Origin of the sequence: Planctobacterium marinum (assembly GCF_036322805.1) — a bacterium.
GTDB classification, from domain to species: Bacteria; Pseudomonadota; Gammaproteobacteria; order Enterobacterales; family Alteromonadaceae; genus Planctobacterium; species Planctobacterium marinum_A.
This window is the reverse complement of the sequence record NZ_AP027272.1, coordinates 1,728,117-1,751,278: the sequence shown is the minus strand read 5'-3', so window position 1 is coordinate 1,751,278 and position 23,162 is coordinate 1,728,117. Positions and strand designations below refer to the sequence as shown.

Here is a 23,162-nt window from a genome sequence, read left to right as displayed (position 1 = left end):
CTCAATCTATATTCTCCGGTTGAGGTTTATGAAAATTGATAAAAGCAATCTGCCAACTAAGCGGCAACTTATTTTCTTGCCCAAACTTGTCTTTATACACTGAATTTAATGTTTTCAGTTTAGTTTTATTCAAGGGGGTTTGCTGGCCTGCGTCGAGCACCACGCCCGCACCAATATCTTTAATAGAATGCAATACGGCAAAAATATTTTGGTGCCATGAAGTGAAGCGTTTTTGTTGCACCTGTACCTCAAAACCCGCATTTTTAAAGGCGTTAAACCAAGATTTGACAGGCATAAAGCGATTCACAGGCGATGACTGTGCAAGGCTTTGCCAACAATAATTAAGCTCATTTAATGACCCATCTACCACCACAGCCAAGGTACCTTGCCCAGTGTTGGAAATAATACGGAAACACTCCTTTGCCACTTTTTCAGCCTGCGATAGCCACTGCAGCGCCATACTACTGTAGATGAGGTCAATACTTTGCTCTGCCAAAGGAAGCGCTTCGGCATCTGAGACAGTCCAACTCAACTGCTTTTGGGCATAATGCTTTTGTGCGAAATGAATCATCCCTTGCGCTAAATCTAATCCCGTGGCCCGGTGAGCAAATTCCAGCAAGCGGCCGGTAAAAGCGCCCGTACCGCATCCTATATCAATAGCATAGGCAAACTTTGCTTGGCCGTTCCTGCTATTGGCAATCAAAGACAAGGCATGGTCGGCGATTTCTTTTTGCACTAATGCGTGATCGTCATACATTGCCGCCGCCTCACCAAAGCGACAGGCTATGCGTTGTTTGATATCCGACTCTGAGAGCGCTTGTGGAGTCTTTACAACTGATTGTGGCATCGCGGAGGCGTTCATTGCCGCTCTCCTTTTGCACTATCTAGTGCCACGCATAAGCAACGAACCAATTCTTCGATGTCACTTTTGTTATGCAACGCACTTAAGGTAATACGCAATCGATCTGTGTGTTTGGGTACTGTGGGATAACGGATACCTGAAACCCAAAATCCTTGCTCTCGTAAACCCTGGCTAATAGCCATAGTGCTCTCGGGTGAACCAATGATAACAGGCTGAATTGCTGTCTCAGATTGGCTCACCGGAATATCATAACGGCAGCAGGTACCTCTGAAAGTCTCGATATTGGCCCTGAGCTTTTCTCTCAAACTGAGATCCGACTCAATAAGCCGTAAACTGGTTAAAGTGGCATGGGCATGAGCAGCGGAAAATGCCGTGCTATACACGTAATGTCGCGCAAAATTTTGCAGGTAAGTAATTAGCTCTGTAGAACCTGCGACGAAGGCTCCGCCCGTTCCAACAGCTTTGCCAAAAGTAGCCATTACGATCTGTGGTTTCAAGCTCTCACTGCCCATCTGCACTTTGAATTGCTCGCTGCCCAGCACGCCAATACTGTGAGCATTATCCAACATAAGCCAGGCATTGTGCTTTTGCACTAAGGGCAAAAGCGTCCCAAATGGTGCAATGTCGCCATCCATGCTAAATATGCCCTCGGATACCACCAATATATCGCGATACTGCTGTGCATTCGCTGCTAACAAGGTGTCCAGGTGATTCATATCATTGTGCTTAAAACGCTTCAAAGGCGCTTCTGCAGACACACTACCATCAATCAACGAAGCATGGCTTAATCTATCCGCCAAAATCAGGCCATTGCTGTTATCCATCAAGGTCTTACAAACGGCATAGTTTGCTGCAAACCCTGAGCTAAACAACATGGCGCTCTCTTGCCCTGTCAGCTGGCAGAGGTAGTTACAGAGCTCTTGATGTTGTTGGCTAAACCCGGTAACCACAGGTGACGCTCCAGAACCCGCCGCAATGGAACCTTGCAAGGCGTCTTTCACCTTAGGGTGTTGACTCATTCCCAGGTAATCATTAGCAGAAAAGTTAAGGTACCAGTTTCCGTCTATTTGCACCCGGGCAGCATCGACAGCCTGCACAGTAACAGGCTGACGCAACAAGTTTTGTTGTTGCCGGGCGTTGATCGCCTCGGCGACATGCTCAAAGGGCATTACAGCGCAGCGTTGTGAAACAGTTTTTCTTGCTGTTGCTCTTGTACGGCTTCCCGCAACACGGCTTCATGAGCCTCATCTGAATAATCGCGACCTTTTTCAGGATTAATACCCAGCTTTTTAAACAACAGTAAGTCTTTGTCAGTTTCCGGGTTGGGGGTGGTCAACAATTTACAGCCATAGAATATGGAGTTAGCGCCAGCCATAAAGCACAGTGCCTGCATCTGCTCATTCATGGCCTCACGCCCGGCAGACAAACGCACATGAGACTTAGGCATCATAATGCGGGCCACGGCAATAGTGCGGACAAATTCAAACGGCTCCAGATCCTCCTGGTCTTGTAGTGGCGTGCCTTCCACTTTTACCAACATATTAATCGGCACACTTTCCGGGTGTTGCTCCAGATTAGCCAGTTGCATTAACAGGCCCGAACGGTCGTTAGAGGCTTCTCCCATACCAACAATACCGCCAGAACAGACATTCATGCCCGCTTCGCGCACATTGCTGAGGGTATCAAGACGTTCCTGATAGGTTCGAGTGGTGATGATTTCACCGTAGAATTCCGGAGAAGTATCAAGATTATGATTGTAATAATCCAGACCCGCTTGTTTTAGTGCCAACGCTTGATCGCGGCTTAACATACCCAAGGTCATACAGGTTTCCAGGCCAAGGGCCTTCACGCCCTCAATCATTTGTACCAGATAGGGCATATCCCGCTCTTTGGGGTTACGCCAGGCGGCCCCCATACAAAAACGCGTGGAACCTGTGGCTTTAGCATGACGCGCAGTTTCCAGGACCTTTTCCACTTCCAACAAACGTTCTTTTTCCAATCCCGTGTCGTAACGTGCACTTTGAGGGCAATATTTGCAATCTTCGGGACAAGCGCCGGTTTTGATGGATAACAAAGTGCTCACCTGCACTTCATTAGGATCAAAATGTTGACGATGTACCGTTTGCGCCTGGAACAACAGGTCGTTAAAAGGCAGGTTAAATAAGGCGTTTACTTCCGCTAAAGTCCAGTTATGACGTATCTCAGAAGCCGTTTGTTGATTTGTGAGCATGAAGATTCCTGTGGGCACTCTTTATTTTTTGCCTGCTTAGTCTAAAATCGCCAGTAATTTTGTCAACTTAAAGAACAGCACAAGGTTTACCTTTGACTGTTATTTGAACAATCGGTGGGTATTTTGTCTTTTATCGATACACAATTCGACACGCAACACATCTGGCACCCCTACACTTCCGCCATTTCACCGCTGCCCTGCTATCCAGTAGTTTCAGCGTCGGGCGTTAAATTGACGCTTGAAGATGGTAATCAAGTTATCGACGGCATGAGCAGTTGGTGGGCTACCGTGCATGGTTATAATCACCCGGACCTTAATGCTGCTGCTGAAACGCAACTAAAAAAAATGTCACATGTGATGTTTGGCGGTATCACTCATGAACCTGCGATTGAACTGTGTCGAAAACTCATTGATATGACGCCAGACGGACTAAACCGGGTTTTTCTCGCCGATTCTGGCTCTGTGGCGGTAGAAGTGTCCATGAAAATGGCCGTGCAATACTGGGCCTGTCAGGGCAATCAAAATAAACACAAATTTATTGCACCGCGCAACGGTTACCACGGTGACACATTTGCAGCTATGTCAGTGAGTGATCCAACCAACGGCATGCATTCTCTATTTGCGCCTGTGCTCAATCAGCAATTGTTTGCACCTGCGCCGCAAACCCGTTTTGGGCAAGCCTGGAATGAGGATGAGATGGGACCTTTAACGGATATGCTGGAAAGCCATCATCATGAAATTGCCGCCATGATTCTGGAGCCGGTAGTGCAAGGTGCAGGTGGTATGCGTATGTATCATCCCCAATACTTGCGCCGTGTCAGACAATTGTGCGATCAATACGGCATATTGTTGATTTGTGACGAAATCGCCACCGGCTTTGGTCGTACCGGCAAACTCTTTGCCTGCGAACACGCCAACATCAGCCCCGATATTTTGTGCTTGGGTAAGGCGCTAACCGGGGGATACATGACCCTTGCGGCCACCCTGTGCAACGATGATGTTGCCATGGGCGTTTGTCAGGGGGAACCGGGTGTGTTTATGCATGGTCCCACTTATATGGGTAACCCATTGGCTTGTGCTGTCGCCAATGCCAGCCTGAGTGTGCTACAACGCAATGAATGGCAATCTCAAGTGCAAGCGATAGAGCATCAGCTAAAAGAAGAGCTGCTACCTTGTCTGGATGCAGATTCAGTGGCTGACGTACGAGTGTTGGGCGCAATCGGTGTGATTGAAATGCGTTCGCCTGTGGATGTTGCTGCGGTGCAGCGCTTTTGTATTAATCGCGGTGTGTGGGTGCGGCCGTTTGGAAAGCTGGTGTACATCATGCCACCATTCATTATCAGTAGAGAAGAATTATCTCAAATAACACAAACACTTAACGAACTAGTGTATCAGGCAACAGCCTGATACACCCATGCAACAAACGCTGAAGCAATAACGATCAAGAACACTAAGCCACTGGCCCATTTTTCGTTTTGTCGGCGGCTGCGGTATTTGCGCAAAAGCAACATAGAAATACTGAACAAAATGCAAAGGCTAAATAGCCCGTATAACCAAGGCAATAAGGCATCATTCCACTCTTCTCTGCCGGTTACGCCCCAGTAACGCTGTACTCCAGAAATTCGTTCTGGTCTGGCATAATGAAGCACCACCAGGCCACTGACAAACAAGATCCACGACAGGATATTGCCTACACGTGATAAGCGATAAAACAAATCGTGCTTTTTGGAAGTGGTTCTGCGGTCAACACCGTCCCACGTTTTGGCCATAATTGCCCTCCTGAACTGCTGAGTGGCAAAGGTAATTATCTATTATTAACGGCCAGTTTGGTACTTTCTTAACCCGCCAACGAATTCTGAGATGTTTTTAAAGCCGAAGGTGGTTCTGCATACTGATACGCTTCTGTCAGTACCGCTGAACCTACAGTGGTATCCACACGTAGATGGATTATGTCTTGGTACTGCACTGAAGTGTACCAGGCTTTAGCAATAGCTTTACTGGCAAAACGGATAACGATGCTGACCATTGGTGGTGTGCCTTCAAGTGGTTCACTATCATAGTCCGCGACCAGTACCTCGCCATCAAAGGACTCCAACGTTGGCCTGACCAATTCCAGATAACGTTGGTAATTAAGTTGATCCACTATGTTGTAGGTTGCGATGATAAAACCTGCCATCCTTTGCGCTCTTGATTGTGGTTTACATTCAACTAAAGCTAGATCAAAAAGGTAAATAAATCAACCTAAAATTGATTTTATTTAGACTGTTTTTGATAGACACCCGGATTGTGGATCTCCATGTAAGTTTCGGGATGTTGCAACGCCGTAAAGCCGAACTTTTCATACAAGCCTCGCGCGCCTGTAGAAGTCAATGTAATACGTCGCAAGCCCTGCAAGTGAGGATGAGCCAAGGTAAAGCGCATTAATTCTCGGGAGATGCCATTACCTCGGTACTCTGGAACCACAAACACGTCTTTGATATTGGCGTATGTGGCGTAGTCGGTGATCACTCTGACAAATCCCACTTGTTGTTTACCCAAATAGGCACCAATACACAATGAGTTTTCTAAGGACACCACCACTCTTTCCAACGAAATACCCTTTGCCCAATAGCTGTGCTGGCTGAGAAAGTGATGGATTAACTCTACATCCAATAACTGCTTGTCGTCACTCAATTCAAGCTTTTGCGCTGTTGCTTGTTCTGGCTCTTGCTCATCCGGCACGGTGTTCATAGTTACTCTCAGTCAGGGTTGTAAAATTTGGCACTGCCATTGGTCTGACAGTTTTGTGAAGTTGTGCCTTAAATGCAAGCGCGAATCCTCAAATTTCAACAGTTCGATTCGTTTAGGCTCTACACAGTAGCCTCCCCAACTTTTCGGTCTTGGGATGGATTTGTCATGCAGCAATGCCTGCGCATCAAGGAATTGCTGTTTTACCGTATCAATAGAGACACATGGCTCGCTTTGCTGAAACCTACTGGAGATGACTTGTGCACTGTGGTTGCGACTTTGCCAATATTGCTGTGCCAAAGCATCACTGATTTTTGTGGCCCGGCCCTGTATTCTGATCTGATAGCCCACCGGCTCCCACCAGGCAGTGAGTGCCACTTTGTCACATGCTGCTATCGCCCTTCCTTTGTCCGACTGATAACCGCTGCAAATGGTAAATCCTTGGGAGTTGACCTGTTTTAAATCCACGAAGCGTGCATCGGGAAAACCATCAGAATCGATAGTAGAAATACAGATGACGCTCTTTTGTTTAAGCAGTGGATGTTGCCTGGCTTGCTGCCAAATTTCAGCCACCATGGCAGTAGGATCGTTCATCAGTATTTGCACTTCATGTTAATGTATTTGAAGACTAAGAACGTTACACTAAATATCTGTTTTAGTTTGCGAAAATTTGTAATATTTAACTAATAATAATGCCTCGGAGCGACTCGATGACCCAGAGTATTCACATAGTTGATGCCTTTACTGAACAACTGTTTGCCGGTAACCCCGCAGCAGTAGTGATCCGTAATGAATGGTATAGCGATGACCTCATGCAAAAAATTGCCAGTGAAAATAACCTGGCAGAAACGGCTTTTTTGGTGCAACACAATTACGCAGAATATGCGATAAGATGGTTCTCTCCTCTAACTGAAATCGACTTTTGTGGTCATGCCACCCTGGCGGCAAGCTCAGTGATTTTCGAAACACAACCAACACTGACCCGCTTGCGTTTTAAAACCAGCAGTGTCGGCGACTTAATTATTGAAAAAAAACCAGATGGCAAAATTAGCATGACCTTCCCGATTCGGACTCTTGAATCACCAGAAGCCATACCACACGCTCTACTACAAGCACTTCCTGAGCCCCCCGTTAAAATACTGCGCAGCGTACAGGCCTGGCATGCTATTTATGACAATGAACAAGCCATTTATAATTGCCAACCCGATTTAGAACAACTCAAACAATTAGCACCTTTGGATTTAGTGGTTTCTGCCCCTGCCGAAAATTATGACTTTGTTTCCCGCTATTTCTGGCCAGCTAATGGTGGCGACGAGGACCCAGTGACCGGCTCAATTCATGCCAGTCTGGCACCTTGGTGGGCGAAACAACTGGGCAAAAGCAACCTCTTAGCCCATCAAGCTTCACGCCGCGGTGGCACGCTTTATTGTGAAGTGCAAGAAAACAATGTAATAGTTTCAGGCTACACCAAAAAGTATCTGACTGGAGAAATCATTCTGTAGCTATAATTATAATAATAGAGACAACGCCGTCTGAGGCGTGCTATTGGCCTGCCCGAGCACAGCGATAGTGGCTTGCTGAATAATTTGATTGCGGGTTAATTCAGAGGCTTCTGAGGCGTAATCGGCATCCTGTATCCGACTCATGGAAGAAGCAAGGTTTGCGGAAACTTCGGTGAGATTGCGAATGGTGGATTGAAAACGATTGGTAAGTGCGCCTAACTTTGCCCGCTCAGTGCCGATGGCAGAAACGGCACCATCTATTGCCGCAAGTGCGGAAGAAGCGCCACCGAAGGTCGTAACATCTACATTTCCCACGCCGATACCGGAGGGACCAAAGCCACCAGTGCGTGACAGGTTAATGGAAATGGATTGACCCGCAAAAGCACCAATCTGAAAAGCCGCCGAATAATCACCTGACAGTACCGCATTGCCGGCAAAGTTGGTGTCCGACACCACCCTGCTCATTTCTGACGTTAACGCGGTGATTTCTTGCTGTATGGCGGTGCGTTCAGCGGAGCCATTGATACCACTTTGAGACTGGATAGCCAACTGTCTGATGCGCTGCAGAGAGTCCGTGACTTCTTTTAGTGAGCCTTCTGCAACTTCCGTCATGGAAATTGCGTCATTTGCGTTGCGCACACTTTGCTGCAGGCCATCACGTTGAGCCTCAAACTTAGTGATCACCTGCAATCCTGCGGCATCATCCGCAGCTCTGTTAATACGCAAGCCCGATGACAGCCTTTCATAAGAAACATCCAGCACAGAACCCGCATCAAACAGGGTGTTTCGAGCAATCAAGGCTGACACGTTCGTATTCACGAACAAGGTCACATTGGTCTCCTGTTAACCAACAGCATATTTCTGAGCTTGCAACAGACGCAACACACCACACAGTTGCTGACGCAATATACAACAGCGCCACACGCTCGACTCACCGAACAGTCGCAGGCGCAAACCGCAGAAATTTAATTTAAGAATCGTTGCTCGTCCTCACAACGCGCAATGATATTAGGTGGAGAAAACACTACCTTCCTCAACAAGGGTATCGGCAGGCAGTATTAGGGATTTAGATACATACCCGAATTTGTTTACATATTTGAAGAGATTGGCCTGAAAACAGATTTTCAGGCCATAATGAAAGATTAAGAGGCGTTGTGCTGTGCAAACAGGTTTAACATGTCTTCTTCTGTCATCACAGCGACACCTAACTCCTGCGCTTTAGTGAGCTTCGAGCCGGCTTTGTCTCCGGCAATCAAATAATCGGTTTTGGCACTGACGCTGCCAGACACTTTTGCCCCAAGGTTTTGCAACACTGCCTTAGCCTCGTTTCTGCCCATCGCGGTTAATGTGCCTGTAAGGACAAACGTTTTGTCCAGTAGGGGTTGTGTATCTTGCGACTTTTCCTCAATATCCGGCCACTTAACGCCAAGCTCCCGCAACTCACTGATCACCGTTTGATTGTGTTCCTCTTTGAAAAAGTGCAATACATGAGATGCAACAACCTCACCGACGTCATTCACTTCCACCAGCTGCTCCAACGTTGCTTGCATAACGGCTTCAATGGTTTTGAAATGATTCGCCAAGTTAGCAGCGGTCGCCTCGCCCACTTCCCGGATCCCTAGAGCGTAGAGAAAGCGCGGTAAGCTCGTTTGTTTGGATTTTTCCAGGGCGTTGATGATGTTATTGGCAGATTTCTCGCCCATTCGCTCCATGGAGGATAGCGTGATCACTTCCAGGCGGAAGAAATCAGCGGGAGTTTTTACCGCCCCCATATCCACCAGCTGCTCTACTAATTTATCACCGAGACCATCCACATCCAGCGCCTTACGCGAGGCAAAGTGCTTAAGGGATTCCTTTAATTGCGCCGGACAAATCAAGCCACCTGTACAGCGCAGTACCGCTTCTTCATCTAATCGCTCCACATGTGAGTCGCATTCCGGACAGGTTAACGGAAACACCACTTCTTTGGCGTCTTGCGGACGGTACTCCTGAACCACAGAGACGATTTGTGGGATCACATCGCCAGCGCGACGGATAATCACTGTATCTCCTACTTTTACCTGCAGGCGTTGTATTTCATCTTGATTGTGTAACGTGGCATTGGATACCGTGACACCGCCGACAAAAACTGGCTCAAGGCGTGCCACTGGTGTGATAGCGCCGGTTCGTCCCACCTGAAATTCCACGTCTAACAATTTAGTCATTTCTTCCTGGGCGGGGAATTTGTGGGCAATCGCCCAGCGCGGTGCTTTCGCCACAAAGCCCAACTCTTGTTGTAGCGCGATATCGTTAACTTTAAACACCACACCATCTATCTCATAAGGTAATGAGGCTCGCTTTTGCGCCAATCCTTGATAATACTCAAGGCAGCCTTTAGCACCGGATGCCACACTCACCTCAGGACTCAGTGGCAGTCCCCATTGGGATAATTGTTTAAGACGTCCTGCATGTTCGCCTTTCAGCGCCTGACGCTCTCCCTCCACAATCCCTACGGAATAGGCGTAGAACATCAATGGTCTCGCGGCAGTAATCCGAGAGTCTAGCTGGCGCAAGCTGCCTGCGGCGGCATTACGAGGATTGGCAAAAACTTTTTTATCATTGTCTTTTTGTGCTTTGTTTAGTGCTGCAAAGCCGGCAAGTGACATAAATACCTCGCCACGCACTTCCATTCTTGTCGGGAAATCTTCACCACGTAAACTCAAGGGCACATTTTTGATAGTGCGCACATTGGCAGTGATGTCCTCACCCACTCGACCGTCCCCTCGGGTGGCGGCTCTGACAAACTTGCCATCTTCGTACAAGATACTTACCGCCAATCCATCCAGTTTCGGTTCGCAGCTGTAATTGATGTTAATGTCACGCTTGAGTCTGTCCTTCAGGCGCTTCTCGAAGGCCAATAATTCCTCTTCATTAAAGGCATTGTCCAACGAAAGCATCGGTAACTCATGGGTTACCTGGGTAAACGCTTCCAGCGGTACTCCCCCCACTTTTTGCGACGGCGAATCAGGCGACAACCACTCTGGGTGCTGTGTTTCAATTTCTTGCAAACGACGCATTAAACGGTCGTATTCGGCGTCGGGTACAGTGGGCATATCCAGTACGTAATATTGGTAATTGTATTCGTTGAGCTGCGCTTTTAAGGTTTGCAGTTCATTAAAAAGGCTGTCGTTACCAGACATATTCGGGGCTTACCTTGTCGTAATGTAATTTAATAGGGAAAAGAGGCAGCATTGCGCTGCCTTTAAAACTTTATAAGTTTAGGCGCGGCGGATCATCCGGCGACGCTCAAATTCTCTGATTTTCTCAACATATTGTTGCAAACTTTGCTTCGTTAGCACGCTACGGCGACCATCCAGTACCTGAGCACCGAACTCGTCAGCCAGTTTTCGGGCAGCATTGTGCATCATGTTGAATACCTGATGGGCATCAGCATCAATAGGTAAGGTCATAAATAACGACAAACCTCGTGTGTTGAAGTTTTCCATATTGTCGATATCAAAGGTACCCGGATTGAACATATTCGCTAAGGTGAACAACCTGGGGCCTTTACCATTGCTGGCAGCATGGCGATGAAACATGTTGTGCTCACCAAACTTAAATCCCAAGGTCAGTAATGATGGCAATAAGGCTGCACCATGGATCACCTTGCCCTCGGGCACCCTGACATTGAGGATCAACACTTCACTTTGCGGCGCGTCTTGTGCGCTTTTATCTGCGGCTTCCAGTGACTCTCGCTCAGGTGAAGTTTCCAAATCCAAACCGATTTGATCTTTGTCTTTATCCGCCGCTTTGGACTTTTTCGGCTTCGCAACTGGCTCGTCTGATTTGCGACCTACCAGCTTTCTGGCTTTGTCCGCTATCGACTCGGTACTGCGTCCCATTTTATTGCCACCCACCACTTCAGTGCGGGTATGTTCACTTTTTAATGCACTAGCGCGACGCGGCATTTCTTCGATATCGATAGATGTGTCGATCATTGGAATATCGTCTACTGACACTTTTCTATGACTCTCACCGCTGTCTTCTTTGCGCAGCAAACTGGATGGTGGCTCCGGTAGTTCTTCTGCAACTTCCACCTTGGGTTCGGGAGCTGGAATAGTGGCCTTTGCAGGCGCTGAAGCAGCTGGCTTCTCAGCTACCACACGTACAGCACCGATACCGTCTTCATCGTAACTCTCGTTGACAGTCTCGGTGACCGGCGGCTCAGGACGCGATGGCTTGACAACAGGCGTATCTACATCAGATGCAGCATAAAGTGGCTGATCTCCTACTAACGGATCATACTCATCAGCACTATCCGCAATCGGTTCTTGTTGCACCGATTCACCCTGCCCATTTGCCGGATGTTCTGCAAACTCCTGTTCACCAAAAAGCAGCGGATCATCATCACTGATCACAAAATCAGGCTCATCCCGCCTCATTGCCTCATTTTCAGCGTCTTGTTTCGCCTTGTTGTTCTTTCTAATTGTCCACATGCCATGGGCCAGAATGCCGGCAATGGCAAAAATACCTATACCTATTAGCGCAAGTCGGAATTCATCCATTTAAATGGTCACCCTTTGTTATTCAACGCTTCGTATTTTTATTATGTGCGTTACCAGGTTTATGCATTTGCGATAGCTACAGCTTCTTCAACATCCACGGCAACAATCCGGGATACCCCCGGTTCCGCCATAGTAACACCAGTAAGGTGATAAGCCATTTCCATCGCAATTTTATTATGGGTTATAAAAATAAACTGTACGGTTTTCGACATTTCGGAAACCAATTTACAGAATCTGCCAACATTGGCATCATCCAGTGGTGCATCCACCTCATCCAGCAAACAAAAAGGCGCCGGATTTAATCGAAAAATCGCAAACACCAATGATAAAGCGGTCAAAGCTTTTTCTCCACCAGAAAGCAGATGAATTGTACTGTTTTTCTTGCCGGGAGGTCGGGCCATTATGGTCACCCCGGTTTCCAACAGATCTTCGCCTGTGAGTTCTAACCATGCCGCACCACCGCCAAATACTTTTGGAAACAGCATTTTGACATCTTCATTAACTTTATCGAAAGTTTCTTTAAAGCGAGTTCGCGTCTCTTTATCAATTTTCCTGATAGCATTTTCGAGGGTTTCCAAAGCCGCTTCCAGATCCGCGTTTTGTGTATCTAAATGTTGCTTGCGCTCCGATTGCACTTCAAACTCATCCACTGCGGCTAAATTAACAGCGCCTAGCTTTTGCAAGGCCGAAGTCGTTTTTTCCAGCTCCTGACGCCATTGCTCTTCATCGTATTCTTGTGGAAGTTGTTCCAGAATTTGCTTTAAGGACTGCTGCATCTCTTGTAGCTGCTCGACAAAAGTGTTCGCTCTGGTGCGATTTCGCTCGATTTCAAGTTGCAATGATTGTACTTCGGCACGCATTTTCTCTACTTGCTGCTGCACGCCCACCTGACCTTTCTCAGCGTCAGCTAATTGCTCCTCAATGTGCTGTAACTGTTGATTGTACTGCGTTTGCGAATCCGCAAGAGATTGCTTTTCTCGCAACAGCACATCCAGCTTGCCCTGCTGCCCTTCTCCGGGTACCATTAACTCTTCAAGTTCTTTATGAAGTCTGGTTAATTTTTCCTGATTGCGCGTGGACTCCACCTGCCCTGTATGCAACTTATTACGATTAGCGTCGGCCTGAAATCGCAAATCCTGCAGTTTAAGGGCGATGCTGTGTTGTTTGGTACGGGTGTTCTCCACCCCCATTCGAGCAATTTCTAACTGCTCTTCAAAGCGAGTTCGTTGCACCTCAATATCGCCGTGCCCCGCTTCTAATTGCTCAATTTGTTCCTCCAGCTCCTCTACTTCCATGGCCAGATCTTCCAATTGCAGCTTTTCTTCTTCTAGCTGCTCTTCCTGCTGCGCCAGTTCTTGATGCAAGCGACTTTGTTTTTGCTGATGTTGCAATTGCTGATTTTGCAGAAGCTTAATTTGCTGTGCTAGATGCTGAAGTTCCAGTTTATTAGACTGCAAATCCATTTCGGTTTCGCGAATGCGAACGCTTTTGTCTTCCAGCTCACTGACCTGCCGCTGATATTGCTCATCGAGGTTATTCACCAGTACATTGTGCTGCTCTATTTGTTGTTGCAACTCATTGATCTGCGCTTTTTGCTCCAATGGGCGGTGATGGCGACGATTCAAACCTGCGATACACCAATCGATGCCATACCAATGACCAGTGGCAGTGACCACTGTTTGTCCCGGTTGTATGCCTTGCAACTTAGATTTTGCATCTGTGTCATCTTGGGCCACTAACACGGTATTTAGCCATTGAGGTACTTGTTCACTCAAACATTTTTCAGCCAGAGTACCCGATAACTTTTCTATGGACATCTGCTCCCGACTGAACACTTTCAAACCATCCGGTAGCGTATTAGGTCCAATATTTTCCATTAACCAAGCATCAGAGAAGAGTTGCATGGCGGTCTCGACGGCATATTGCCATTCTGACTCAACCTGAATGTAGTCCCAAAACGGGGTAGTGTTATCCTGTTGTGCTAACCATTCCTGCTCATCACCTTGTGCTTTAAATTGTTTTTCTAGCGTTTGCTTGAGATTCTCTAATTGCGATTCCAATTTGTGCAAGCGTTTGTGTTGCAGCTCCCTTTCTTCACTGAGACTTTTGTGCTCCTCTTGCAGAGCAAATCGCTCTGAACTGAGGGATGCATAATCGGCCTGAGTTTCATCTTGTGCCTGCTGCAGCTGTTCGCTCTTTAGTTGCGCCTCTTGCAACTCATTTTCCAATTCAGGAGCAATGCCTTCCTTTAACTCCCGGCGAAGCTCATTGATACGCTGCTCAGTGCGCAATTGAATCTGCAACAATCCCTGGATTTTACTGTGCCGATTTTGTGCTTGCTGTTTTAAATGAGTAAATTGCTGATCGGTGCTACGCCACTCCTTCTGTTTATCCAGCCATTGCTCTTGCAAGCGATTGAGGTTTTCCTCAGCATCCAGCAAAGCTTCACCCATGATTTCCGCTTCCGGCTCTAATAGCTCCAATTGTTCTTGCACCAGCACTGACTGTTCTTGCAATTCTTCAAGGCGTAGTGACAGTTCTTCAGCCAGCGATTCTGCCGTGCCAATTTCTTCGTTTAACTGGCTCTCCCGCTGGATGCGAAAAATTTTGTTTTGTTCAAGCCGGGTTATTTCATTGCCCACCAGATAAAACTGATGTTGCAGGTCAGCAATCTGCTGCTTTACCTCTTGCTGCTGCTCTTTAAGGCTGGTGATTTCCTTTTCATCGCCACGCTGTTTGGCAATAAATGCCTCGATATCTGATTCCTGAACGTTTACCTGTTGTTCCAGTTGTGCGATTTTATCACCGTGCTTTAACCAACGGATCGCTGCCAGCTGGCCTTTATAAGTGCGTTCTTTGGCCTTTAACTCAGTGTAACGTTTGGCAGCCGATGCCTGACGCTGCAACTTATCCAGTTGCTGTCCCAACTCAGTACGTACATCTCCCAAGCGGTCCAGGTTATCTCGGGTATGACGAATGCGATTTTCCGTTTCGCGACGGCGCTCCTTGTATTTAGAAACCCCAGCAGCTTCTTCAATAAAAACCCGTAGCTCTTGCGGCTTCGATTCGATCAAACGGGAAATCATGCCCTGCTCTATGATGGCATAGCTGCGAGGCCCCAAGCCGGTTCCCAGGAATAAATCCGTGACATCTCGACGACGACAACGAGTACTGTTCAGATAGTAATTTGATTGAGCATCACGAGTTACTACTCGCTTGACCGAGATTTCGTTGAATGCGGCGTATTCACCTTGTATGCGCTGACTGCTATTGTCAAACACCAGTTCAACACTGCATTGAGATACTGGTTTTCGGGAAGAAGATCCGTTAAAAATGACATCTGTCATGGCGTCACCACGCAGATTCTTGGCGGAACTTTCACCAAGCACCCAACGCACTGCGTCGATAACATTGGATTTGCCACAGCCGTTAGGCCCGACGATAGCAGTCATATCGTCAGGAAACGGAATATTGGTTGGGTCCACAAAGGACTTAAATCCGGCGAGTCGAATTTTCTTAAGTCGCATTGTGGTTCTGGCCCGTGTGGCTAAAAAAGGTCGGCACGTTGTATTGTTTTTGTTGTATTAAGCGCTATCAGAGTAATCTACCACTTCTCAATATCTGTAACAATTCCCCAATAGTGGCAGGTTTTATTCCGGCAAGGCTGTTGTTATCATTCCCCTTCACCAGCAAATAAGTAGGTAACATGGCAAATAAATCAGGATTAGATTATTTTTTTCAGGGCTTTGACTTAATCTCCAGGCCCGGTGTCAGGTTGTTTGTAATTGTTCCACTGATTATTAATGTGCTGTTGTTTGGTGCCGCATTTTATTATCTATTCGGCCAAATTGACCCGTTAGTGCAACAGGTAACAGATTGGGTTCCCTCATGGCTGGACTGGCTGAAAGAAGGCCTCGCCTACATTATCTGGCCACTTGCGGTACTGATTATTTTACTGTTTTCTGCGTTTATATTTGGCACATTGGCGAACTGGATTGCTGCGCCTTTCAACGGTTTATTGTCGGAACGTATTGAGCTGATGCTAACCGGACAGCCAATTTCAGACGATGGTTTTACCGACTTAATAAAAGACATTCCCAGAACCCTGGCTCGCGAAGTAGTAAAGTTAGGTTATTACTTGCCCAGAGCTATTTTGTTTTTGCTGATGTTCTTTTTATTACCGCTGATAGGCCAGGTAATTTGGTTCCTGTTTACGGCATGGATGATGGCAGTGCAGTATTGCGATTATCCATTTGATAACCACAAAGTGCCTTTTAAAAAAATGCGTTTGCAATTGGCAAACGACAAACCAAATGCTTTTATGTTCGGTATCACAGTCACGTTTTTCTCCATGATACCCATCGTTAATTTTGTGGTGATGCCTGTGGCCATTTGCGGAGCAACAGCCATGTGGGTTGACAAATATCGAGACAAGTATACAGAGCAGTGAGATAGGGCGGGACTAACTCACACAGAGAGTCCCTTCCACGATGCAGTTTCGACCGTTCTGTTTAGCGCGATACAGGGCTTTATCAGTAATATCCAATGCTTGTTCAAAGCCCATTTCAGAGGGCAGCTCAAATAAACCAATACTGGTGGATTTAACGAGTTCCTGACCGTCGATTTTAAAACTGCTTGTAGCAAAGTCGACTCTGATCCGCTCTGCGACTTTGAAAGCCATTTCGCGATTGCAATTTAACACCACAAGAAACTCCTCACCACCGTAGCGAAACGCATAATCCTGCTCGCGTATCTCACTTTTAATAACGTCAGCAATTAATACAATCAGCCGGTCACCGGTCGCGTGCCCATAATTGTCGTTTACTGCTTTAAAACGGTCTAAATCCAGCAGTAATAGTGTTCTGGTTTTATCATCATTGCCGGTCAGCATTTTTTGAATAAATTCGTTTGTTAAAAATCGTCGGTTATACAGTTTGGTCAGAGGATCGGTATTACTGGCATCGGTGAGTATTTCTTTTTGCCTTTTGAGCAAACTCAACTGTTCTTTGTAGCGCCCGGACCAGAGAAATACGGCTACGGCAACGATCACAATACCCAGGTTGGTAGCGATGTTTTCAAAAACTAATGCCAGCCAATCGGGATGAATTTTTACAAATTCATCTAATAAGTCGTGGCCATCACCGATTAACATGCAACAAAAGCCGACAAACATAAGCTTTGACTCAGCCTTATCCGACTCAAGGCGCATATTTACTCCAAGTAACAGCAAAATAAAGGCAATGGAAAAAACCTCACTCACCACATCATTGTAGTCAATATTGTTAACCGTACTTTGCGCATTCAGGTGTACCAGTAGCACCAACCAAACACTCAGTACCACCAGGAGTATCACGAGCGATGTCATGCGCATAAGTCCGAACGGTTTGATGTCGTGCATATTTGTTTATTGAGCTACTTGTTTGTTGATGTCTTATGGAATGAGCAACAGAAATTAATAGAAAAGTGTGACGTAAATGTTGCATCACGAAGAAACATTTCATTTGAATTTATCCAGCAGATAAAAACTGGCACATTTTTTGAGCAATTGAGAAAAACAAAAAGGTTACAATATTTACCCACCCAAAAAGTAGTTCATCTCAATAACTGGCATCTCATTTTTTTATCCTCCGTCCCGTAAGAGCCAGACAATTCAAGGCTTTGCTGTCTTTTTTAGTTAATAATTATTTCACAAAAATAGTGTTGCATTTTACCCGCCCCTGCCGCACACTGCGATACGGGATAGGGTGAAGCATTGAGGCATCACTCGCGGCATAAGGTGGCTTTGATTGTTGGACCCTTCTGGCGTATTACTACAACAGTCAAAGAGAAGAAATCATGAAATTATACGTTGGTAACTTGTCCTACCGGTTGACTGATGCCGAGTTGGAAGAAGCGTTTGCCCCTTTCGGTAATGTTTTATCTGCTAAGATTATTATGGAAAGAGAAACCAATCGCTCAAAAGGATTTGGATTTGTAGAGTTTGAATCAAAAGAAGATGGCGAAAGCGCAATTGAAGGCCTGAATGGCAAAGAAGTTGGCGGCCGAGCTGTTGTTGTGAATGAAGCTCGTCCACCGAAGCCACGCACCCACAATGGTGGTGGTCAAAGAAAACGTTACTAAGCGTTTTTTCGGGTTATTCAAAGGCGCTCCATGAGGGGCGTTTTTTGTTTCTGCTACCCTTATTCGTCTGCAATGATGTTAGTAACATTACATCGTGCCAAAACCATTTTTCATCCTATAACGATAAAAGCAAGCCACACTTCACTGACGAAATAAGTAACCTCGCCTGAACATTGACGTTAAATTTACACTTTCTTACGATTTAAAATCATATACCAACAGAACATTGGCAAAAACCAGTTTACAGCAACCACTCTTTCGCTAATCTCAGCCAATCTGGATTTATCACCTATAGTTAAAGCGGATCATCGTAACTAACACTCGTTTATCAGGACGCCAATGCAACGACTTTTCTGGATTCTGTTCTTATTACTATTTTCACAAGCTGGCACAGCTAACCCACCAGATGTCCCCAAGATCAGTGACGCTATTGAGATTGATGGCCAACTAGATGAATCCGCCTGGAAACAGGCCGCAACGATTGAGCTAAATAACATCACCTGGCCACAAGAAAACATTGCCCCAGATGTTAAGACTACGGTCCGCTATTTTGAAAATGGCGATACCCTTTTTGTGGCCTTTGAAGCCTTTGATCCTGCCCCAGAAGACATCCGGGCATTTTACAATGACAGAGATAGAGTTTGGCGAGACGATTTAGTCGGTATAAAGCTCGATCCTTACAATGACCATCGCCTGGTTTTTCAGTTCTTTGTCAACCCATTGGGAGTTCAGCTGGATAGCATTGAAAACGTCATTCGCAACAGTGAAAGTGATGCATGGGATGGTATATGGGATTCTCAAGGGCGTATTCATGAACAGGGTTATACCGTGGAAATGGCAATCCCCTTGCGCAACTTTAATTTTAACCCCACCGAAGGAAAGCAAACCTGGGCGGTTGAGTTTCTGCGCTTTTACCCACGCAACGAAAGACAGCGCATATCCAATCTTCAGATAGATCGCAATAATGACTGCTGGGCCTGCCAAATGGTGGAAATGAGCGGTTTTGAGGGTATGCAACAAGGTAAATCCTTCGCCATAGTGCCCACCTTGGTGTTGGGCTACGGTCAGAACCGGGAGTTACAGGAAAATACCGGTTTAAACAGCGTTGCGTACAACTTTGATGACTGGAGTGGTGAGTCCAATATTGAGCCGGGATTAGATATTAAATGGGGTATAAGCTCCGATATTTTCTTAAACGCCACCATTAATCCGGACTTTTCCCAAGTGGAAGCAGACTCCGCGCAGCTGGGAGTAAACAATAACTTCACTCTGTTTTTTCCGGAAAAAAGGCCCTTTTTCCTGGAGAACCAGGATATGTTCGATAGTTTGTTTGATTTAGTCTATACCCGAAACATTGGTGCCCCAGATATAGGTGCAAAGCTTACAGGCAAGTCTGGCAAACATACCTTCGGTTTGTTTGCTGCCGATGACAATAACACTACGTTTCTGGTGCCGGGAAACCTGCGCTCTTCTGTCGCGGTATTAGATCAAGACAGCAACAATGCAGCAGTGAGATACCGCTATGATGCCAACGCTGATTTATCTATCGGTATACTGGGCACCTTCAGAACATCCGAGAACTACCACAATTACACAGGTTCGGTAGATACTACGTATCGCATTACACCTCAAGATACCCTCAAGGCACAGTTTGTACTCAGCGATACCCAATATCCTGAATGGCTTAGCAATGACTTTTGTGATGAAGATGATTGCCGCAGTGAAAATATCAGCTGCAGCTTTGGCAACTGTATTACCAACGAGCAGGTGCTGCGCACCCAAGACACAAACGGTTTAAATGATAGCGCTTTTTATATTAGCTACAACCATGAAGAGAGAGACTGGTTTATGTATGCTAACTATCGCGATATCGGTAAGGATCACCGCGCAGATTTAGGCTTTGAGAGCCGCACTGACTACAATAAAGCAGTCGTGGGTGGTGGCCTGCTCTGGTATGGTGAAGAGGATGATTGGTGGACTCGATCAGAGCTGCGCGGTGATTGGGATATTACTCATAATGACGCAGGTGAACTCATTGAACGAGAGGTTGAAGCTATTTTTAACTTCTCAGGGCCAATGCAATCTTTTGCCGAGATAGGTTGCGTTTTAAATGAGCATGTCGGTATTAGACTGGACGCCTCTAAATTGGAGATAGACGGTAATACCACACTATTTGACCGCAATTTCTGTTTTCTCTACGGCAATATTCAACCGGCATCAGGGGTGTTTCTGGAGAACGAATTTGTTGTCGGAAAACAAATCGATTTCGCCAATAACCGATTGGCCGACAGGTTTACCTGGATCCCCGGCTTTGAATACAGCATCAACGCCCACCTGCGCGCTGAGCTCAATTACCTGTATGAAAAGCTGGAAGCAGATGGTGCTGAGGTATTTACAGCTCATCAAGCCGATTTAAGACTGAAATACAATCTTGATGTACGCAACTCCATCAAACTCAGTGTGATCTACACCAGGATCAAACACAACCTGGATAATCAACCTGCGAGAAATCCAGATAATTATCCGGATGAACGCTATACAGATATAGCAACACAGCTCATCTATAGCTACAAAATAAATCCGCAAACGGTATTTTTCGCCGGATACGCTGATCGCGCTTTCAAAGATGATCGCATTGATAGCCTGGAAAGGGATAATCGCAGTCTGTTCTTAAAGTTTAGCTATGCCTGGTTGATGTGATCCCAATAAAAATCTCATGACGGAGTGCATAACACTCTGCCCGACACAACTTCTCCGAGGTCTGACCCCTACCTTCGGATGCGCCTAAACAGATAGTTGGCAATACAATTGCAAAATTTGCTCAGCATACTGTTGCTTTACCACAATTATAGTTACTAAATTACATAAATAGTGATCTTTATAGGTTTTTGCGGTATAAATGAGCTATTAATGTAATTTAATTACAAAATTAACGTAGGATACACATCATGGCACTAACAAAAAAATTTTTAAAATCTAAACCTGTTTGCAAAGTCACCTTTAAATTGACCCAAGAAGAAGCAAAAAGCGCCGATTCGGTGCAACTAATGGGTGAATTCAATAGCTGGGATGCCAAAGCAGCACCCATGAAGAAGCTTAAAAACGGTGGCTTCACTCAAACTGTGGACCTGGAAGCGGGCAAAGAATTTCGTTTTCGTTACCTGCTAGACGGTGAGACGTGGGAAAACGACTGGTCAGCCGATAAGTATATCCCTTCTAAGTCTTCTTATGATGATGACTCGGTAGTTTCTACTGTCGCTTAAAAGAGCTATTTACGGGGTGCGAAGTCACCCCACTACAGGCTATTGAGCAAAATACTGGTTTCACTATTTAGCACACCAGAAATATCTCTTACTTTGTGTAGTACTGAGTCAAACTCCGCCAGTGAACTGGCTTGTATATCCAGTACTAAATCCCAGGCGCCATTGGTAGTATGTATTTTCAACACGTTGGGGATGCCTCTAAGTCGTTGCACGACAGGAGTGGTGGAGCGTCCGGATACCGACACCATCATTACTGCTTTGACCAAGTCCTGATCCACGTCACTGTTTACCCTTATGGTAAATCCCAATACAGCACCCGACTCCAGCAATTTATCCAGCCGATTCTGTACTGTACCGCGAGACACACCAAGAATATCTGACAGCTTTGCAACAGAGGCTCTGCCGTCCACACGAAGCTGAGCAATTAAGGCTTGATCTAATTGGTCCAGATTTTGTCGGTATTCTGACATAGGTCATTTCCACTAAATGACTAATTTAGGCTTGTATAATGGCATTTATCTACCATTTTTAAACAGAGTTTTAGCGAAATGTTTAGCGCAGAGTCAAAAGTGGAGGTTTATGGTTGGTGCAAAAGACGGCATTAAGTCATACGAGATAACCATGAAACTGGCGAGCAAACGCTCACCAGTGTTGCATTTTACTGTCAGGCCAACGCCTGCTCGAAGTCAGCCAGAAGATCCTGAATGTCCTCGATGCCGATGGACATGCGGATCATATTGTCGCTAATTCCCATATCAGCTCTGACTTCTGCCCCCATTTCATAATAGATGGTATGGGCAACCGGAATAGCCAAAGTACGGGTATCGCCTAAATGGGTAGCATTAAGTACCAATTGCAACTTATTCATGAAGGCAAAACAATCCACCGATTCATGCAAGTCGAAACTTAAGATACCGCCGTATTGGCTGAAATATTGACTGGCTTTGTCATGCTGTGGATGCGCTTTTAAACCGGGATAATACACCGCCGCAATTTTGGGATGCTGCTCTAAATATTGAGCTAACTGCAATGCATTGTCACAGCTTCGGTCCATTCGCAATGCTAGCGTTTCCATGCCAACGGAGATAGCATGGGCTGACTCAGAGGTCAAACAACCTCCCATATCCCGCAATCCCTTTTTCTTTATTTGCATTAAACCTTGTTGTGCTACAGGTAAGCCACGAAACCCTTCCTGAATGCCTGGATAGGTTTGCCAATCATACAGTCCGGTATCCACCACAATGCCACCTAGCACCTGACCATGACCCGCGTAATACTTAGTTAACGAACCCACCAGGAGTGAAGCTTTCACCGCTTTTGCATCGAAAATATAAGCAGGCGTCATGGTATTATCCACCATATACACTAGCTTTTGCTGTTCGCACAATTCGCCGACAGGTAACAAATCAGCCACTTGAGTTACGGGATTGGCAATGGTTTCCAGATAAACGGCTCTGGTGTTTTCCTTAATAGCTGCGGCAACATTGTCCACGTCTGTCACATCAACAACACTGACTTCAATACCGTAGCGACGCAAGGTACCAATAAAGCTGTTGGTATTGCCAAATACAAACTGACTCATGATTAGGTGATCACCTTGCTGTAACAAGGCTAAAAAGGTGGTGGTAATTGCCGCCATACCGGAAGCAAAGGTCAATGAACCAACGCCACCTTCAATACTTGTCAGCATATTTTGCAGTGCATCAATTGAAGCTGAGGATTGCCTTGAATAGGCGTGACCCGCAACTTTTCCCTGGAAGATATCCACCAGATCCTGAATATCCGGGTAATCGAACAGCACGGAATTATTGGTGGCCTGATGTACAGCACCATCTTGGGGATGATTAATTAAGCGATCGGCATGCACTAATCGCGTATTGAATCCTTTGTTATTTAGAATATCTGACATGTTTA

General features: G+C 46.1%; 20 protein-coding genes. 6 read left to right on the top strand and 14 right to left on the bottom strand.

Going from position 1 to position 23,162, the window contains the following annotated elements:
• Position 1: 1 nt before the first annotated feature.
• From AABA75_RS07780 to bioB, 3 genes are read right to left on the bottom strand one after another with little or no spacing between them, the layout of a single operon-like run.
• The gene (locus tag AABA75_RS07780) at positions 2 to 862 is read right to left on the bottom strand and encodes a methyltransferase domain-containing protein (RefSeq protein WP_338292040.1); all 861 of its coding nucleotides are present in this window, start codon (positions 860 to 862) and stop codon (positions 2 to 4) included.
• Complete coding sequence (locus AABA75_RS07775) at positions 859 to 2,031, bottom strand: aminotransferase class I/II-fold pyridoxal phosphate-dependent enzyme (RefSeq protein WP_338292039.1); 1,173 nt, start codon at positions 2,029 to 2,031, stop codon at positions 859 to 861. Before AABA75_RS07775 ends, AABA75_RS07780 begins: the two co-directional genes overlap by 4 nt.
• A complete protein-coding gene (gene bioB / locus AABA75_RS07770; RefSeq protein ID WP_338292038.1) occupies positions 2,031 to 3,092 on the bottom strand; it encodes a biotin synthase BioB in 1,062 nt (353 codons plus the stop codon). Before bioB ends, AABA75_RS07775 begins: the two co-directional genes overlap by 1 nt.
• Positions 3,093 to 3,215: 123 nt before the next feature.
• On the opposite strand from bioB, the gene bioA reads away from it, so the two are divergent.
• Complete coding sequence (gene bioA, locus AABA75_RS07765; protein ID WP_338292037.1) at positions 3,216 to 4,499, top strand: adenosylmethionine--8-amino-7-oxononanoate transaminase; 1,284 nt, start codon at positions 3,216 to 3,218, stop codon at positions 4,497 to 4,499.
• Here bioA and AABA75_RS07760 read toward each other — a convergent pair.
• From AABA75_RS07760 to AABA75_RS07745, 4 genes are all read right to left on the bottom strand, one after another.
• Complete coding sequence (locus AABA75_RS07760; protein WP_338292036.1) at positions 4,484 to 4,861, bottom strand: hypothetical protein; 378 nt, start codon at positions 4,859 to 4,861, stop codon at positions 4,484 to 4,486. The two genes, bioA and AABA75_RS07760, sit on opposite strands and share 16 nt — an antisense overlap.
• A 68-nt stretch (positions 4,862 to 4,929) precedes the next feature.
• Entirely contained in the window at positions 4,930 to 5,268 is a 339-nt protein-coding gene (locus tag AABA75_RS07755; protein ID WP_338292035.1) for a DUF1330 domain-containing protein, read from the bottom strand.
• 77 nt (positions 5,269 to 5,345) lie between these two features.
• On the bottom strand, positions 5,346 to 5,822 hold the full coding sequence (locus AABA75_RS07750; protein WP_338292034.1) for a GNAT family N-acetyltransferase: 477 nt from the start codon (positions 5,820 to 5,822) through the stop codon (positions 5,346 to 5,348).
• A gap of 12 nt (positions 5,823 to 5,834) precedes the next feature.
• The gene (locus tag AABA75_RS07745; RefSeq protein ID WP_338292033.1) at positions 5,835 to 6,413 is read right to left on the bottom strand and encodes a pyridoxine/pyridoxamine 5'-phosphate oxidase; all 579 of its coding nucleotides are present in this window, start codon (positions 6,411 to 6,413) and stop codon (positions 5,835 to 5,837) included.
• Positions 6,414 to 6,529: 116 nt separating this feature from the next.
• Between AABA75_RS07745 and AABA75_RS07740 the strand changes: the two genes are divergently transcribed.
• Complete coding sequence (locus tag AABA75_RS07740) at positions 6,530 to 7,321, top strand: PhzF family phenazine biosynthesis protein (RefSeq protein ID WP_338292032.1); 792 nt, start codon at positions 6,530 to 6,532, stop codon at positions 7,319 to 7,321.
• A gap of 6 nt (positions 7,322 to 7,327) precedes the next feature.
• On the opposite strand, the gene AABA75_RS07735 is transcribed toward AABA75_RS07740, so the two are convergent.
• The 4 genes from AABA75_RS07735 to smc form a co-directional block, all read right to left on the bottom strand.
• Complete coding sequence (locus tag AABA75_RS07735) at positions 7,328 to 8,152, bottom strand: flagellin (protein WP_338292031.1); 825 nt, start codon at positions 8,150 to 8,152, stop codon at positions 7,328 to 7,330.
• A gap of 311 nt (positions 8,153 to 8,463) precedes the next feature.
• Entirely contained in the window at positions 8,464 to 10,500 is a 2,037-nt protein-coding gene (ligA, locus tag AABA75_RS07730) for an NAD-dependent DNA ligase LigA (protein ID WP_338292030.1), read from the bottom strand.
• A 78-nt stretch (positions 10,501 to 10,578) separates the two neighbouring features.
• A complete protein-coding gene (zipA, locus tag AABA75_RS07725) occupies positions 10,579 to 11,865 on the bottom strand; it encodes a cell division protein ZipA (protein WP_338292029.1) in 1,287 nt (428 codons plus the stop codon).
• A 59-nt stretch (positions 11,866 to 11,924) separates the two neighbouring features.
• Positions 11,925 to 15,392 (bottom strand): chromosome segregation protein SMC, encoded by a 3,468-nt coding sequence (gene smc, locus AABA75_RS07720; protein ID WP_338292028.1) that lies wholly within the window; start codon positions 15,390 to 15,392, stop codon positions 11,925 to 11,927.
• Positions 15,393 to 15,571: 179 nt separating this feature from the next.
• Between smc and cysZ the strand changes: the two genes are divergently transcribed.
• Positions 15,572 to 16,315 (top strand): sulfate transporter CysZ, encoded by a 744-nt coding sequence (gene cysZ / locus AABA75_RS07715; protein ID WP_338292027.1) that lies wholly within the window; start codon positions 15,572 to 15,574, stop codon positions 16,313 to 16,315.
• 12 nt (positions 16,316 to 16,327) lie between these two features.
• Here cysZ and AABA75_RS07710 read toward each other — a convergent pair whose 3' ends face one another.
• Positions 16,328 to 17,230, bottom strand: coding sequence for a GGDEF domain-containing protein (locus tag AABA75_RS07710; protein WP_338292026.1), 903 nt, complete (start codon positions 17,228 to 17,230; stop codon positions 16,328 to 16,330).
• A 470-nt stretch (positions 17,231 to 17,700) separates the two neighbouring features.
• Here AABA75_RS07710 and AABA75_RS07705 point away from each other — a divergent pair, with 470 nt between their 5' ends.
• From AABA75_RS07705 to AABA75_RS07695, 3 genes are all read left to right on the top strand, one after another.
• On the top strand, positions 17,701 to 17,985 hold the full coding sequence (locus AABA75_RS07705) for an RNA recognition motif domain-containing protein (protein WP_338292025.1): 285 nt from the start codon (positions 17,701 to 17,703) through the stop codon (positions 17,983 to 17,985).
• A gap of 339 nt (positions 17,986 to 18,324) precedes the next feature.
• The gene (locus AABA75_RS07700; protein ID WP_338292024.1) at positions 18,325 to 20,685 is read left to right on the top strand and encodes a carbohydrate binding family 9 domain-containing protein; all 2,361 of its coding nucleotides are present in this window, start codon (positions 18,325 to 18,327) and stop codon (positions 20,683 to 20,685) included.
• A 248-nt stretch (positions 20,686 to 20,933) separates the two neighbouring features.
• On the top strand, positions 20,934 to 21,248 hold the full coding sequence (locus tag AABA75_RS07695) for an isoamylase early set domain-containing protein (RefSeq protein ID WP_338292023.1): 315 nt from the start codon (positions 20,934 to 20,936) through the stop codon (positions 21,246 to 21,248).
• Positions 21,249 to 21,280: 32 nt separating this feature from the next.
• Here AABA75_RS07695 and AABA75_RS07690 read toward each other — a convergent pair whose 3' ends face one another.
• Both AABA75_RS07690 and AABA75_RS07685 read right to left on the bottom strand, forming a co-directional pair.
• Positions 21,281 to 21,718, bottom strand: a complete 438-nt coding sequence (locus tag AABA75_RS07690) for an Lrp/AsnC family transcriptional regulator (protein WP_338292022.1) — start codon at positions 21,716 to 21,718, stop codon at positions 21,281 to 21,283.
• Positions 21,719 to 21,912: 194 nt separating this feature from the next.
• Positions 21,913 to 23,157, bottom strand: coding sequence for a cystathionine gamma-synthase family protein (locus AABA75_RS07685; protein ID WP_338292020.1), 1,245 nt, complete (start codon positions 23,155 to 23,157; stop codon positions 21,913 to 21,915).
• Positions 23,158 to 23,162: the final 5 nt, after the last annotated feature.

What these genes read in the sequence shown, in the direction of transcription:
- AABA75_RS07780 (WP_338292040.1), bottom strand. Translation starts at nt 862, where the DNA reads ATGAACGCCTCCGCGATGCCACAATCAGTTGTAAAGACTCCACAAGCG.
- AABA75_RS07775 (WP_338292039.1), bottom strand. Translation starts at nt 2,031, where the DNA reads ATGCCCTTTGAGCATGTCGCCGAGGCGATCAACGCCCGGCAACAACAA.
- bioB (WP_338292038.1), bottom strand. Translation starts at nt 3,092, where the DNA reads ATGCTCACAAATCAACAAACGGCTTCTGAGATACGTCATAACTGGACT.
- AABA75_RS07760 (WP_338292036.1), bottom strand. Translation starts at nt 4,861, where the DNA reads ATGGCCAAAACGTGGGACGGTGTTGACCGCAGAACCACTTCCAAAAAG.
- AABA75_RS07755 (WP_338292035.1), bottom strand. Translation starts at nt 5,268, where the DNA reads ATGGCAGGTTTTATCATCGCAACCTACAACATAGTGGATCAACTTAAT.
- AABA75_RS07750 (WP_338292034.1), bottom strand. Translation starts at nt 5,822, where the DNA reads ATGAACACCGTGCCGGATGAGCAAGAGCCAGAACAAGCAACAGCGCAA.
- AABA75_RS07745 (WP_338292033.1), bottom strand. Translation starts at nt 6,413, where the DNA reads ATGAACGATCCTACTGCCATGGTGGCTGAAATTTGGCAGCAAGCCAGG.
- AABA75_RS07740 (WP_338292032.1), top strand. Translation starts at nt 6,530, where the DNA reads ATGACCCAGAGTATTCACATAGTTGATGCCTTTACTGAACAACTGTTT.
- ligA (WP_338292030.1), bottom strand. Translation starts at nt 10,500, where the DNA reads ATGTCTGGTAACGACAGCCTTTTTAATGAACTGCAAACCTTAAAAGCG.
- zipA (WP_338292029.1), bottom strand. Translation starts at nt 11,865, where the DNA reads ATGGATGAATTCCGACTTGCGCTAATAGGTATAGGTATTTTTGCCATT.
- smc (WP_338292028.1), bottom strand. Translation starts at nt 15,392, where the DNA reads ATGCGACTTAAGAAAATTCGACTCGCCGGATTTAAGTCCTTTGTGGAC.
- cysZ (WP_338292027.1), top strand. Translation starts at nt 15,572, where the DNA reads ATGGCAAATAAATCAGGATTAGATTATTTTTTTCAGGGCTTTGACTTA.
- AABA75_RS07710 (WP_338292026.1), bottom strand. Translation starts at nt 17,230, where the DNA reads ATGACATCGCTCGTGATACTCCTGGTGGTACTGAGTGTTTGGTTGGTG.
- AABA75_RS07705 (WP_338292025.1), top strand. Translation starts at nt 17,701, where the DNA reads ATGAAATTATACGTTGGTAACTTGTCCTACCGGTTGACTGATGCCGAG.
- AABA75_RS07700 (WP_338292024.1), top strand. Translation starts at nt 18,325, where the DNA reads ATGCAACGACTTTTCTGGATTCTGTTCTTATTACTATTTTCACAAGCT.
- AABA75_RS07695 (WP_338292023.1), top strand. Translation starts at nt 20,934, where the DNA reads ATGGCACTAACAAAAAAATTTTTAAAATCTAAACCTGTTTGCAAAGTC.
- AABA75_RS07690 (WP_338292022.1), bottom strand. Translation starts at nt 21,718, where the DNA reads ATGTCAGAATACCGACAAAATCTGGACCAATTAGATCAAGCCTTAATT.
- AABA75_RS07685 (WP_338292020.1), bottom strand. Translation starts at nt 23,157, where the DNA reads ATGTCAGATATTCTAAATAACAAAGGATTCAATACGCGATTAGTGCAT.